This is a genomic window from Agromyces solani, assembly GCF_058349925.1.
Window position 1 is genome coordinate 779,803 of the sequence record NZ_JBYRER010000001.1, and the last position, 13,297, is coordinate 793,099.

Consider the following 13,297-nt stretch of genomic DNA (forward strand, 5'->3'; position numbering starts at 1 on the left):
GCCGGGGGACCGCTCGAGCCCCGCAGGGCTCGACCGCTCAGTCGCCGGCGGTGTGCTCTCCGACGTGGGTCAGGTAGGCGGCGGCGTTGCGCCGGATGCCCTCGCGTTCGGCCTCGCTGAGCTCCCGCCGCACCTTGGCGGGCACCCCGGCGACGAGCGAGCCGGGCGGCACGATGGTGCCTTCGAGCACGACGGCGCCCGCGGCGACGAGCGAGCCCGCCCCGATGACGGCGCCGTTCAGCACGGTGGCGTTCATGCCGACGAGGCTGTCGTCCTCGACGGTGCACCCGTGCAGCACGGCGCCGTGCCCGACCGAGACCCGGCGGCCGACGGTGAGCGGGAAGCCGGCGTCGACGTGGCAGACGACCGTGTCCTGCAGGTTCGAGTCCGCGCCGAGCACGATGGATTCGGCCTCGGCGCGCAGGACCGCGTTGTACCAGACGCTCGACCCCGGCTCGAGGCGGACGTCGCCGACGATCACGGCGCCGGCGGCGACGAAGGCGTCGTCGGCGAGTGCGGGGGCGGCGATGCCGGCCAGGGTGATGATGCGTGCGCTGGGATCGACGGACATGGCGACAGCCTAGCGGCGGCCGTCGCGGCGCCTGAGGAGCGCCCGGACGACGAGCCGCCACGCGATGCCGACGGCGAAGACCGCGGCACCGGCCGCGATGGCGACGGGCGGCAGCGTGACCACGAGCACGACGCAGCCGATGGCGCCGAGCGCGGAGAGGGCGCGGGGGACGCGCCGTTCGTTGGCGGGCTGCGTGATCGCCGCGAGGTTCGCGACGAGGTAGTAGCCGAGCACGCCGAACGAGCTGAACCCGATCGCATCGCGCAGGTCGACGGTCAGCACGAGGGCGACGACGGCGACGGCGACGGTGATCTCGGCCACGTGCGGCACCCGGAACCGCGGATGCACCGCCGCGAGGGGGCGCGGCAGTTCGTCGTCGCGCGCCATGGCGAGGGCGGTGCGGCCGATCCCCGCGATGAGCGCCAGGAGCGCGCCGAGGGCGGCGGCCGCGGCGCCGATGCGCACGATCGGGGCGGCCCAGCTCCAGCCGACGTCGTCGACGAGGTCGACGAGGGGCGCGGTCGACGTCGCGAGCGCGTCGGCGCCGAGGGTGGCCAGCAGCACCGAACCGATGAGGGCGTACAGGGCGACGGCGATGCCGAGGGCGATGGGGATGGCGCGGGGGATCGTGCGCTCGGGGTCGCGCACCTCCTCGCCGAGGGTCGCGATGCGGGCGTAACCGGCGAACGCGAAGAACAGCAGGCCGGCCGACTGCAGGATGCCCGGCCACCCGGCGTCGAGCAGGCCGTCGACGGGGATTCCGCCCTGGAGGAGCGGACCGGCGCCCGCGGCGACGACGAGCAGGAGCACGCCGAGCACCGCCGCGACGATGACGCTCGCCGCGCGCGCCGTTCGGGTGATGCCGCGCAGGTTGACGGCGGCGAGCACGATGACGGCGACGGCGGCGACCGGGCGCTGCCAGGCGGGCGGCACGAGATAGGCGGCGAAGGTCATGGCCATCGCGGCGCAGCTCGCGGTCTTCCCGATGACGAATCCCCAGCCGGCGAGGAATCCGGGCCAGGCACCGAGCCGCTCGCGCCCGTACCGGTAGGCGCCGCCCGACTCCGGGTATCGGGCCGCGAGCTGCGCCGTCGAGCTCGCGTTGGCGAAGGCGACGAGGGCGGCGATCGCGAGTCCGATGAGGAGGCCCGATCCCGCGGCGGCGGCGGCAGGGGCGAAGGCGGCGAAGACGCCGGCGCCGATCATGGCGGCGAGACCGATGACGACCGCGTCGCGGAGTCCGAGTCGGCGGGCGAGGGAGGGCTGTGACACGCGCGAACTCTACGCCATCGGGATGTCTCGTTCGTGGCCGCCCGTCGCGCGGCACCGCCCGGCGGGGGAGCCGTAGGATCGGGAGATGAGCTCACCCTCGTCCGCACCGTCGCATCAGGCCGTCGACCGCGTCGCCGCCGCCCTCGCCGCGCAGGGGCTCGAGCCCGAGATCGTGTGGTTCGACGACGCCGTGACGACGGCCCAGCTGGCCGCCGAGGCCCTCGGCGTCGAGGTCGGGCAGATCGCGAACTCGCTCGTCTTCACGCTCGACGGCGAGCCGATCCTCGTGCTCACGTCGGGCGCCCACCGCGTCGACACGGAGTGGTTGGGGTCGGAGCTCGGTGGCGTCATCCGCCGTGCGTCGAAGGAGACGGTCAAGGAGGCGACGGGCCAGGTCATCGGCGGTGTCGCCCCGATCGGCCATCCGGCCCCGGTGCGCACGATCGTCGACACCGACCTCGCCGCCCATCCGGTCGTCTGGGCCGCCGCCGGGCACGCCAAGACCGTGTTCCCGACCACGTTCGCCGACCTCGTGCGCATCACCGGCGGCACGCCCCGCGCGGTCGAGCCGGCCCGCGAACCGTCGCCCGTCGACTGACCGCGGGGCGGTCTCCCGGCGCCGCACCGCGCCGAGACGACCGGACGGGCGCGGCACTTGGTACGGTCCGGGGAGGACGCCGTGCTCGCATCGAGGGAGACGACGAGATGAGACCACTCCGATATTCGATCAACGTCACGCTCGACGGCTGCTGCCATCACGAGGCGGGGCTCCCGCCCGACGAGGAGTCGATGCGCTACTGGACCGCGGAGCTGGAACGGGCCGATGCCCTGCTCTTCGGCCGGGTGACCTACGAGATGATGGAGTCGGCCTGGCGGAAGCCCGCCACCGGTACGTGGCCCGACTGGATGGACGAGTGGGAGATCCCGTTCGCCGAGACCATCGACCGGGCGAAGAAGCACGTCGTGTCGAGCACGCTGGGCGGGGTCGACTGGAACGCCGAGCTGGTGCGAGGCGACCTGGGGCAGGCGGTCCGGCGTCTCAAGCAGGAGCCGGGCGAGGGCCTGTTCGTGGGCGGCGTGACGCTCCCGCGCGCGCTGGCCGACCTCGGACTGATCGACGAGTACGTGTTCGTCGTGCAGCCCGTGCTCGCCGGGCACGGGCCGACGCTGCTCGCCGGCCTGCACGAGCGCGTCCGGCTCGAGCTCGTGGAGCGCCGTGAGTTCCGGTCGGGCGCGGTCGCCGTGCGATACAAACCACGCGAGTAGCGACTCGACGCGGCCACGGGCGCGGGCCGATGCGGGCCCGCCGTGAGTCATGCGTCGCGGCGGGCGCCCTCCGAGGCGCGGACCGTGAAGATCACCGGCTCGCGACTTCCGTGTTCGGCGAAGGCGGCGGCGACGGCGCGGGTCAGCTCCGGCACGAGGGCGTCGGGCACGAGCGCGATCGCCGCGCCGCCGAACCCGCCACCCGTCATGCGGGCGCCGATCGCGCCCGACGACTGCGCGGTCGCGACGGCGAGGTCGAGTTCGGGCACCGAGATCTCGAAGTCGTCGCGCATCGAGACGTGCGAGGCGTCCAGCAGGGGGCCGATCGCGCCCGCACCGTGCTCGCGGAGGGTGCGCACGGTGTCGAGCACGCGCTGGTTCTCGGTCACGACGTGGCGCACCCGGCGGAACGTCTCGTCGTCGAGCAGCTCGGCCGCGCGGGGCAGGTCGTCGACCCGCACCTCGCGCAGCGACTCGACCCCGAGGCCGTGCGCGCCCGCCTCGCACGACGCCCGGCGCGCGGCGTAGCCCCCGGACGCGTGGGCGTGCGCGACCCGTGTGTCGACGACGACGATCGACAGGCCCTCGGCGGCCAGGCCGAGGGGGATCACGTCGGCATCGAGGCTGCGGCAGTCGAGGAAGACGGCCGAGTCGACCTCGCCGAGCAGCGATGCGGTCTGGTCCATGATGCCGGTCGGGGCACCCACCACGCGGTTCTCGGCGAGGCGGCCGACCTTCGCGAGCGTCGGCCGGTCGAACCCGAGGCCCCAGTGCTCGTCGAGTGCGAGCGCGACGGCGCACTCGATCGCCGCCGAGCTCGACAGGCCCGCGCCGATCGGCACGTCGGAGGTGATGTAGAGGTCGACGCCTCGGGCGTGGTCGAGGTCGGCGCCCGACTCGCGCAGCGCCCAGGCGACGCCGAGCGGATACGCGGCCCAGCCCGACACGGCGTCGGGCGTGAGGTCGTCGAGGCGGATCTCGACCGCCTCGGGCTCGTGGCTCGTCGCCACGCGCAGCACCCGATCGTCGCGGTCGCCCAGCGCGACCGCCGTGCGACGGTCGATCGCGAACGGGAACACAAAGCCGTCGTTGTAATCGGTGTGCTCGCCGATGAGGTTCACCCGGCCAGGCGCCGACCACACCCCTGCCGGTCGTCGGCCGAACCACTCGGCGAACCCGTGGGCGGCGTCGGCGACGGTCATTCTGCGGCTCCTTCGATCGCGGCGCGAAGCGCCTCGGCCTGTGCTTCGGGCGGGACGTCCCCGACCCATGCTCCCATCGCGGCCTCCGAGCCGGCGAGGAACTTCAACTTGTCGGCGCCGCGCCGCGGGCTCGTGAGCTGCAGCATGAGGCGCACCTCGTCGCGGCGCTCGTGCGCGGGCGCCTGGTGCCACGCCGCGATGTACGGCGTCGGCGTGTCGTAGAGGCGGTCCACCCCGCGCAGGAGGCGCCGGTACAGGACCGCGAGCTCGTCGCGCTCGTCGAGCGTCGTCGCCGCGAGGTCGGGGACCTGCCGATGGGGGAGCAGGTGCACCTCGATCGGCCACCGTGCCGCGAACGGCACGAAGGCGCTCCAGTGCTCGCCCGCGAGGACGACCCGCGGGCCGCCGAGTTCGCGGTCGAGCAGGTCGGCGACGAGGGTCGGGCCGTACGCGTCGATCGACGCGAGCAGCCGCTCGGTGCGCGGGGTCACGTACGGGTAGGCGTATATCTGGCCGTGCGGGTGCCCCAGGGTCACCCCTATCTCGCGACCGCGATTCTCGAACGGGAACACCTGCTGCACGCCGGGCAGCGCCGAGAGCTCGGCGGTGCGGTGCGCCCACGCCTCGATCACGGTTCGGGCCCGCGAGACCGTCTGCGTGCCGAAGGAGCCCTCGTGCTCGGGGCTGAAGCAGACGACCTCGCACCGGCCGACCGACGGCAGGCGGCGCTCGAGCCCGACCCGGCGCAGCTCGGCGAGCGAGTCGTCCGGTGCGTGGGGTCCGGACGGGTCGGCCGTCCCGGCGAGCTCGGGGCCGAACGACGGCGAGCGGTTCTCGAACACCGCGACGTCGTACCGGCTCGGGATCTCCGACGGATTGCCCGGCGCCTGCGGGGCGAGCGGATCGAGCTCGGCGGGCGGCAGCACGACGCGGTGCTGGCGGGCCGCGGCGATCGAGATCCATTCGCCCGTCAGCACGTCCTGCCGCATCTCGGCCGTCGCGGGGCGGGGGCCGAGCTCGCGCTCGTCGATCGCCCGCTCGGCGGGCAGTTCGGTGTCGGCGTCGTCGAAGTAGATCAGTTCGCGCCCGTCGGCGAGCCGCGTGCGCTGCACGGCGATGCGCGGGTCGGAGGCAGGGGTGTCGGTCACGCCGCACACCCTACGCGACTTTCGTTTCGCAAACAAACCGCTTTCGTATTGCAAAGTCGCCGTCGAGAACGGATGATTCCGGTATGGACGAGCAACCCCGCCTCGACGCCCAGGTCGATGCCCCTCGGCGTCGTGAGCTCGCGCGTGCGCTCGTCGCCGAACGCGGGTTCGTGCGTGTCGCCGAACTGAGCCGGGCGTTCGGGGTGACGACGGTCACCGCTCGCGCCGACCTCGACGCGCTCGAGCGTCAGGGCGTGATCCGCCGCGTCCACGGCGGGGCCGTGCCCGCCGGGGCGCCCGGCGTCGACCGGCCCGAGCGCGAGCCGAGCTTCGAGGAGGCGCTCGAGGCGTCCGTCGAGCCGAAGCGACGCATCGGCGCGCACGTGGCCGGGCTCGTGCGCAGCGGCCAGAGCCTCATCCTCGACGTGGGCACGACGACGCTGCAGGTCGCCCGCGCCCTCACGCAGCGCACCGATCTCGACGACGTCGTCGTGTTCACGAACGGGCTCTCGATCGCCTTGGAGCTCGAGAGCGAGATCCCCCGGTTCCAGGTCGTCGTCACCGGCGGCACCCTGCGCCCGCGCCAGCACTCGCTCGTCGACCCGCTGGCCGGATCGATGCTGCGCGACGTGCACGTCGACCTCGCCGTCATCGGCTGCAACGGGGTCGACCCGGTGCACGGCGTCACGAACGCGAACCTGCCGGAGGCCCAGGTCAAGGCGCTCATGCTGCAGCGTGCCGCGCGCGCCATCGTCGTCGCCGACGGGTCGAAGGTCGGCGAGGTGCACCTCGGCCGCGTCGGCCCCGTCGACGCGTTCGACGAACTCGTCACGGATGCCTCGGCCCCGCGCCCGGTCGTCGCCGAGCTCGAGGAGGCGGGGCTCGCGGTCGTCACCGCGCACGCGCCCGACGCAGACCCTAGAGTTGGTCCATGACCCTTCCCACGGGCGAGCAGTTCGAGCTCGAGACGACGACGTCGAGCGGCGAGATCCGGGCCACCGTCACGGCCGTGGCCGCCGGGCTCCGCGGCCTCAGCATCAACGGCATCGACCTCGTACCGCCGTACGGCGACGACCAGTCGCCGCCGATGGGCGCCGGCATCGTGCTCGCACCGTGGCCCAACCGCATCCGCGACGGCCGGTGGAGCCACGACGGCGTCGACCACCAGCTCGCGATCACCGAGCCGGCCCGGGGCAATGCCATCCACGGCCTGCTGCGCTACACGGAGTACACGGCCGTCGACCGCGAGCGCGACTCGGTGACGCTCGCCGCACGCATCTACCCGCAGCTCGGCTACCCGTTCCTGCTCGGCACGGCCGTGCACTACGAGCTCGTCGCCGACGGCCTGCGGGTCACGCACTTCGTCGAGAACCTCGGCGCCGACGCCGCCCCGGTCGCGCTCGGCACGCATCCGTACCTGAAGATCGGCGGCGTGCGCACCGAAGACCTGGTCCTCCGCCTCGACGCCGCGAGCCACATCGAGGTCGACGAGCGGCTGCTGCCGACGGGCGAGGTGCCGGTCGACGGCACCGAGTGGGACTTCCGCGAGGGCCGGCGCGTCGGCGACGTCCGCCTCGACGACGCCTTCGGCGAGCTCGCGAGCGACGACGGCCGGGTGCTGCACACGCTCACGGCGCCCGACGGACGCAGCGTCTCGGTGTGGGCCGACGACGAGTTCGGCTACGTGCAGGTGTACACGTCGCGCGAGTTCCCGGGCGAGAACGGCGACGTCGCGATCGCGATCGAGCCGATGACCGCGCCTGCCGAGGCGTTCAACTCGGGTCGCGGCCTGCGCTGGCTCGACCCCGGCGAGGAGTGGCAGCTCAGCTGGGGCATCCGCTTCGAGGGCTTCACCGCCGACTGACCCCGCGCAGCGGTCGGTTCAGGCCGCGCACGCCCCCGAGTCCACGGCATCGTCGAGGGCGGATGCCTCGGCCGCGAGCGGCGCGAGCGTCGACACGGGAACGGCGAACCCCACGGTCGCGACCGTCTCGGAGCGGGCGAAGACGACGCCGGCGACCTCGCCGTCGGCGTCGAGCAGCGGCCCGCCGGAGTTGCCGTGGTCGACCTCCGCCGAGAGCGTCACGATGTCGCGGGTCGACGTGGCCCCGTCGGTCGTGATCCTGACCGGGCCGCTCGCCGCGACGCGTCCGGGCCGCAGCTCGAGCGGCCCGCCGAACGGGTATCCCGCGACCGCGACCTCGTCGCCGACGGCGGGCTCGTCGATCGGCAGTGCCGGAGCGTCGAGCCCGTCGACCGCGATGATCGCCAGGTCGTGCTCGGAATCGAACGCGACGACCCGGCCGAGGACGGCGGGCAGGCCCGGCGCCTCGACGATCGGCTCGTCGACGCCCGCCACGACGTGGGCGTTCGTCACGATGCGGTCGTCGGCGACGACGAATCCCGACCCCGAGACGTTGCTGCCGCACTGGAACGCGGTGCCGGTGATGCGCACGACCGACCGCGACGCCTCGGCGATCGCCGGCGAGTCGACCCCGCCCTGCGGCGGGGGATCGGTCGGCAGTGGCGTGTCGAGCACGTCGACGAGCCACGGCAGTCCTTCGCCCAGTGCCGCAGCACGGAGCTCCGCGAGGGCCGACTTCGCCGGGGGCGGCGTGACCTGGTCGAGCGCACGGACGACGGTCGACCCGGCGACGGCGGGCGACAGCACCGGCACGCCCATCGCCGAGACGCCGGAGGCGACGAGCGCGATCACGAACGCGGTCACGATGAGGTTGCCGAGCACGCCGAGCACCCGGTCGAGCACGCCGAGCTTGGCCTTGTGCGCACCGCGGCGCAGCGACCGCCCGACGACGGCGCCGAGCCAGGCGCCGAGCGAGAGCAGCACGAGCGCGGCGGCGATCGCGACCGTCGCGCGCAGCTCCGGCAGCGGCATGAGCCCCGCGAGCCACGGCATGACGAACCAGGCGGCGACCCCGCCCGCGACGAGGCCGATGAGCCCCGCCGCGCTGCGCAGCAGGCCCGCGCGCCACCCGTTGACCGCGGCGCCGATGAAGACGAGCACGAGCACGATGTCGAGCACGAGGCTCCAGCTCACGGATCGCCCTCCCATCGAGTCGTTGCGGCAGTCGTTTGGAGTCCAGCCTGCGGCATCCGACTCGGAGCAACCTGAGGGTCGTCGGAACCCCACAACCGGCGAGGCCGCGCCGCGGGCGTTCGATAGCCTCTGAGGTGCCCGTGCGCACGTCGCCGGGCGCTTGCACGAACCCCACACGATGAGGAGTGACGGATGCGCGTCGGCATGTTCCTGAACTACGCGGGCGGCTTCCGCGAAGCGGCCGACGAGGTCGCCGAGCTCGAGGCATCCGGCGTCGATCTCGTGGCCGTGCCCGAGGCGTACTCGTTCGACGCGGTCAGCCAGCTCGGATTCCTCGCCGCGCGAACCGAGCGGCTCACGCTCATGAGCGGCATCCTGCAGCTGTACACGCGCACGCCGACGCTCACCGCGATGACCGCGGCGGGGCTCGACTACGTGTCGGGCGGGCGGTTCGAGCTCGGCATCGGCGCGTCGGGTCCCCAGGTGATCGAGGGCTTCCACGGCGTGCGCTACGACGCGCCGCTCGGCCGCACCCGCGAGATCATCGACGTCTGCCGCATGACGTGGCGGCGCGAGCCCGTCGTGCACGAGGGCCGCAACTACACCATCCCGCTGCCGGCGGGCGAGGGCACGGGGCTCGGCAAGCCGCTGAAGCTCATCAACCACCCGGTACGCGAGCGCATCCCGATCACGGTCGCGTCGCTCGGCCAGAAGTCGGTCGAGCAGACCGCCGAGATCGCCGACGGCTGGCTGCCGATGTTCTACCACCCCGAGCGAGCGGGCGACGTGTGGGGCGCCGCGCTCGCCGCGGGCGCCGCGAAGCGCGACCAGGCGCTCGCGCCCCTCGACGTGTTCGCGAGCCCCGCGCTCGCGATCACCGAGGACCCGCAGCTCGAGGCGATGGCGCTCGCCGCGGCGAAGCCGCAGCTCGCCCTCTACGTCGGCGGCATGGGCGCGCGCGGCAAGAACTTCTACAACGACCTCATCGCGAGCTACGGATTCGAGGCCGAGGCCGCGCACATCCAGGACCTCTACCTCGACGGTCGCAAGCCCGAGGCCGTCGCCGCGGTGCCCGACGAGCTCGTGCGCGCCATCTCGCTCATCGGACCGGCGTCGTACGTCGCCGAGCGCGTCGCGGCGTTCGCCGCGAGCGGGGTGACGACCCTCGCCGTCACCCCGCTCGCGCGCGACTCGGCCGAGCGCGTCGCGCTCATGGCCGGGTTCAGGCGCCTGGTCGGCTGAGCTCCCGGCGCCACGCCGCGTACGCCCACACGGCCAGCGCGAGCGTCGGCCCCCAGAACCAGAACGGCAGGACGAGGTCGAACACGACCGCCTCGCCGAGCGTCGGGCTGCCCGCCGCGACGATCAGCATCGGCACGGCCGAGATCGTGATGGCGGTCGCCGCGGCGAGCCCGGGCACGATCGCGAGGCGTGCCGGTACCGGCCGGCCGCCGATCCGGGGCATCCAGGCGGGGAAGACGAGCCCCCACGGCAGGATCAGTCCGAGCGTGAGCACGCACGCGGCGACCGCGCCGGCGCCGAGCATGAGCCCGGTCGTGAGCATGGCGGGCGAGAGCTCGTCGGCCGCCGGTGCGAACAGCGGCCATGGCGTGAGCCAGCTCGCGCGGACGACGGCGTACGGCACCGGCCCGAGTGCGGCGAGCACCGTGAGCACCCGGCGGTGCCGCACGAGCCACCGTTCGAAGTGCCGCACCTCGCGGGTGCTGCGGCCGACGATCACCGCGATGGCCGTCCACGCGAGCACCGCGACGACCGAGACCGCCGAGATCGCGATGAGCCCGGCGTTCGCGACGAGCGCGGTGCCGAACTTCTCGAGGAAGGCGGCGACGCCCTCCCACGTGAGGCCGGCCCACGACACCGCGACGGCGAGGAGCGCGACGAGCAGCACGAGCAGCGGGACGCCGAGCTTCGGCGCCCGGACGAGCAGCACCGCGGTCGTCGCGACCCCCGCGACGACCGAGCAGAATCCGAACACGTAGCCGGCGAACGTGATCGTGCCGGCATCGCCGAGCACGAGCGTCACGGCGAGGGCGAGCAGTGCGGCGATCACCGCCGCGGTGAACGGGGCCGAGGGCTCGCGCGGGCCGCGGGCGAGGAGCGCGACGGCGGCGACGACGCCGACGATCCCCGTCGCGATCGTGGCGGCCGCGAACTGCATCGGGTCGAGCACGGCGCTCGCGAGGCTGCGCGACGAGGCCGTGACGAACGGGTCGGACTCGGGCACGAGCCACCAGGCCGTGCCGAGCGCGGCGATCGCGAGCGACGCGACCAGCGCGCTCGCGGCGAGCCATCGCTGCGGCCGCGCCGTCGCGGGCACCGATGCGGTGCCGGTGGATTCGCGGAGGGAGGTCATCATGTGCTCCTGTACCTCGTCGGATGGGGGCCGTTGCGGCGCCCGCCGAACGCGGTTCGCGGTCCGGCTCCGCCAGCCTCGCGGCTGCCGCGCGCGGCCCGCCTCACCCGCTCGGGTGAGATGCGCGCGAATCGCGGCCGGTAGCGTTGGCCCGGTGATGGATGCCTCGGGGGAGTCGCGTGCGCCGGGAACGGCCGACCTCGTCACGGCGGCCGTCGTCGCGGGCGCGCTGCTGCCGTTCACAGTGGTCGAAGTACTCGGCGAGGCCGGCGGAGGTCACGGCACGTGGGCGGCGATCGTACTCGCGTGCTACGGGATGCTGCACCTGGTCGTCGTCGTCCGGCGACGGCTTCCGCGCACGTCGATCGCGGCGGCATCCGCGCTCATGCTCGCACTCGCCGCGCTGAGCCTGCCCGGCATGCCGGGGCTCGCCGTGCTGCAGGCGAGCTCGCTCGCCTACCTCGTGTTCGTGTACGCGGCTGCGGCCGGTGACGACCTCGTCGCCGGCCGTGCGGCGCTCGGGCTCGGCCTCGCCGGCGCCGGCGTCATCACGGGGGTCGTGGTCGTCTCGGAGCGCTCGAGCGATGCGGCGATGGTCGCGAGCCCCGGCACGGCGTTCGCCCTCGCGGGCTCGCTCGCGGGCGGCATCGGCGTCGCCTGGGCGCTCGGGCGGTACCGGCGCGAGACGCTGCGCAAGCGGGAGGCGGAGCGGATCGCGATCGCCCAGGCCGCCGAGCTGCGGATCGAGGCGCAGTTCCGTGCCGCCGCGGAGGAGCGCCGCCGCATCGGCCGCGAGCTGCACGACGTGATCGCCCACTCGCTCGCGGTCATGGTCGCGCAGGCCGAGGCCTCGCGCGTGCTCGTCGGTCGCGACGACGACCGGGCGCGGGTCGCGGTCGGGCACGTCGTGACGACCGGACGCGCGGCGCTCAGCGACATGCGCGGGCTCCTCGGTGCGCTCGTCGAACCCGGCGACGAACGAGAAGGTGAGCCTGGCGCCGGGTCCGCCCTTCGCGAGCCGAGCCCGCGGCTCGACGGGCTCGACGCGCTCGTCGAGCGCGCCCAGGCGCCCGGGCGCACCGTCGAACTCGTCGAGACGGGCGACCCCGTCGACGTGCCGCCGGGCCTCGCGCTCACCGTCTACCGCGTCGTGCAGGAGGCGCTCACGAACGTCATCCGCCACGCACCCGCGCCGACCCGCACACGCGTCGGGCTCGACTGGGGCGCCGAGCTCGTCGTGACCGTCGAGGACGACGGCGCGCCGATCGCGGGCTCGGCGGCGGCGACCCCTGAGGCCGGCGCGAATCCGGCCCGTGCCGGCACGGCGGGCGGACGAGGCATCCCGGGCATGCGCGAACGCGTCGCACAGCTCGGCGGCAGCCTCGACGCCGGCCCGCGCGTCGACGGACCCGGGTGGCGCGTGCGCGCCCGGTTGCCGCTCGGCGCACCGCCGACCGACGGTGGTGCGCGATGACGGCGACGGGCGACCCGCGCGTGCCGCGTATCCCGCGCATCCCGCGCGTCCCGCGCATCCGCGTCGCGCTCGCCGACGACCAGGAGCTCATCCGCTCGGCCCTCGTCGTCATGCTCGAGCCGCACGACGACCTCGAACTCGTCGCCGAGGCCGCCGACGGCGCCGAGCTGCTCGAGCGACTGCGGGCGCGCCGCGCCGACGTGATCGTCATGGACGTGCGGATGCCGCGGATGGACGGCATCGAGGCGACCCAGCGCGTTCGCGCGGAGCACCCCGGCGCCCGGGTGCTCGTGCTCACGACGTTCGACCTCGACGAGGTCGTGTTCGCGGCGATCCGGGCGGGTGCGAGCGGTTTCCTGACCAAGGATGCCTCGGCCGACGAGCTCGCGGCGGCGATCCGGGCCGTGCACGCCGGAGACGCGACCCTCGCCCCGCGCGCGACGGCGAGCCTCGTCGACTTCGTCGCACGGGCGCCCGCGCCGGTCGACCCCGAGGTGCTGCTCGAGCCGTTCACCGGCCGGGAGCGCGACGTCCTCGCGCTGCTGGTCACGGGCGCGTCGAACGACGAGATCGCCGAGCGGCTCTTCCTCACGGGCAACACCGTGAAGACGCACGTCAAGGCGATCCTCGCGAAGCTCGACCTGCCCGATCGCGTGCACGTCGTCATCTGGGCGTACGAGCGGGGGATCGTGCCGCGGTGAGCGGACGCTCGCCGCCGATGCACTGAAGTGCCCCCAGAGAGGCTCGAACTCTCGACCCACGGATTAACCTGCTGCACTGGGTCTCCCCAGCCACCGCTCGCGCGGCTTGCAGTCTGGACTATCTCACCACCTTCGGCCGAGCCGGTCAGGTGCGCCGCGTATAGTCTCTGAGGTTCCCTTTCGGTTACCTGCTGATCGCCCAATCCCTCGGATTGTCACTGCCTTTCGGCG

At 74.0% G+C, this 13,297-nt stretch carries 13 protein-coding genes; 7 read left to right on the forward strand and 6 right to left on the reverse strand.

What is annotated here, in order from left to right; translation table 11 throughout:
- Positions 1 to 37: 37 nt before the first annotated feature.
- Positions 38 to 571 carry a gamma carbonic anhydrase family protein gene (locus tag AC3RJ7_RS03610; protein WP_491454459.1) on the reverse strand — a complete coding sequence of 178 codons (534 nt, stop codon included), beginning with the start codon at positions 569 to 571 and terminating at the stop codon, positions 38 to 40.
- Between the two features lie 9 nt (positions 572 to 580).
- Entirely contained in the window at positions 581 to 1,843 is a 1,263-nt protein-coding gene (locus AC3RJ7_RS03615; protein ID WP_491454460.1) for an APC family permease, read from the reverse strand.
- Between the two features lie 85 nt (positions 1,844 to 1,928).
- Between AC3RJ7_RS03615 and AC3RJ7_RS03620 the strand changes: the two genes are divergently transcribed.
- Both AC3RJ7_RS03620 and AC3RJ7_RS03625 read left to right on the forward strand, forming a co-directional pair.
- The gene (locus tag AC3RJ7_RS03620) at positions 1,929 to 2,441 is read left to right on the forward strand and encodes a YbaK/EbsC family protein (protein WP_491454461.1); all 513 of its coding nucleotides are present in this window, start codon (positions 1,929 to 1,931) and stop codon (positions 2,439 to 2,441) included.
- A 107-nt stretch (positions 2,442 to 2,548) separates the two neighbouring features.
- Positions 2,549 to 3,109, forward strand: a complete 561-nt coding sequence (locus tag AC3RJ7_RS03625) for a dihydrofolate reductase family protein (protein WP_491454462.1) — start codon at positions 2,549 to 2,551, stop codon at positions 3,107 to 3,109.
- A 47-nt stretch (positions 3,110 to 3,156) separates the two neighbouring features.
- Here the strand turns inward: AC3RJ7_RS03625 and galK are convergent, their stop codons facing one another.
- Positions 3,157 to 4,311, reverse strand: a complete 1,155-nt coding sequence (galK, locus tag AC3RJ7_RS03630; RefSeq protein WP_491454463.1) for a galactokinase — start codon at positions 4,309 to 4,311, stop codon at positions 3,157 to 3,159.
- A complete protein-coding gene (gene galT / locus AC3RJ7_RS03635) occupies positions 4,308 to 5,459 on the reverse strand; it encodes a galactose-1-phosphate uridylyltransferase (protein ID WP_491454464.1) in 1,152 nt (383 codons plus the stop codon). Before galT ends, galK begins: the two co-directional genes overlap by 4 nt.
- An 83-nt stretch (positions 5,460 to 5,542) precedes the next feature.
- Here galT and AC3RJ7_RS03640 point away from each other — a divergent pair, with 83 nt between their 5' ends.
- Entirely contained in the window at positions 5,543 to 6,394 is an 852-nt protein-coding gene (locus AC3RJ7_RS03640) for a DeoR/GlpR family DNA-binding transcription regulator (RefSeq protein ID WP_491454465.1), read from the forward strand.
- On the forward strand, positions 6,391 to 7,323 hold the full coding sequence (locus tag AC3RJ7_RS03645; protein WP_491454466.1) for an aldose 1-epimerase family protein: 933 nt from the start codon (positions 6,391 to 6,393) through the stop codon (positions 7,321 to 7,323). Before AC3RJ7_RS03640 ends, AC3RJ7_RS03645 begins: the two co-directional genes overlap by 4 nt.
- Before the next feature lie 18 nt (positions 7,324 to 7,341).
- On the opposite strand, the gene AC3RJ7_RS03650 is transcribed toward AC3RJ7_RS03645, so the two are convergent.
- On the reverse strand, positions 7,342 to 8,517 hold the full coding sequence (locus AC3RJ7_RS03650) for a MarP family serine protease (protein WP_491454467.1): 1,176 nt from the start codon (positions 8,515 to 8,517) through the stop codon (positions 7,342 to 7,344).
- Between the two features lie 192 nt (positions 8,518 to 8,709).
- On the opposite strand from AC3RJ7_RS03650, the gene AC3RJ7_RS03655 reads away from it, so the two are divergent.
- On the forward strand, positions 8,710 to 9,759 hold the full coding sequence (locus tag AC3RJ7_RS03655; RefSeq protein ID WP_491454468.1) for an LLM class F420-dependent oxidoreductase: 1,050 nt from the start codon (positions 8,710 to 8,712) through the stop codon (positions 9,757 to 9,759).
- On the opposite strand, the gene AC3RJ7_RS03660 is transcribed toward AC3RJ7_RS03655, so the two are convergent.
- Positions 9,740 to 10,891, reverse strand: coding sequence for a hypothetical protein (locus AC3RJ7_RS03660; protein ID WP_491454469.1), 1,152 nt, complete (start codon positions 10,889 to 10,891; stop codon positions 9,740 to 9,742). The two genes, AC3RJ7_RS03655 and AC3RJ7_RS03660, sit on opposite strands and share 20 nt — an antisense overlap.
- Before the next feature lie 157 nt (positions 10,892 to 11,048).
- Between AC3RJ7_RS03660 and AC3RJ7_RS03665 the strand changes: the two genes are divergently transcribed.
- Both AC3RJ7_RS03665 and AC3RJ7_RS03670 read left to right on the forward strand, forming a co-directional pair.
- On the forward strand, positions 11,049 to 12,365 hold the full coding sequence (locus AC3RJ7_RS03665; RefSeq protein ID WP_491455223.1) for a sensor histidine kinase: 1,317 nt from the start codon (positions 11,049 to 11,051) through the stop codon (positions 12,363 to 12,365).
- Positions 12,362 to 13,066 (forward strand): response regulator transcription factor, encoded by a 705-nt coding sequence (locus tag AC3RJ7_RS03670; RefSeq protein ID WP_491454470.1) that lies wholly within the window; start codon positions 12,362 to 12,364, stop codon positions 13,064 to 13,066. Before AC3RJ7_RS03665 ends, AC3RJ7_RS03670 begins: the two co-directional genes overlap by 4 nt.
- Positions 13,067 to 13,297 lie beyond the last annotated feature (231 nt).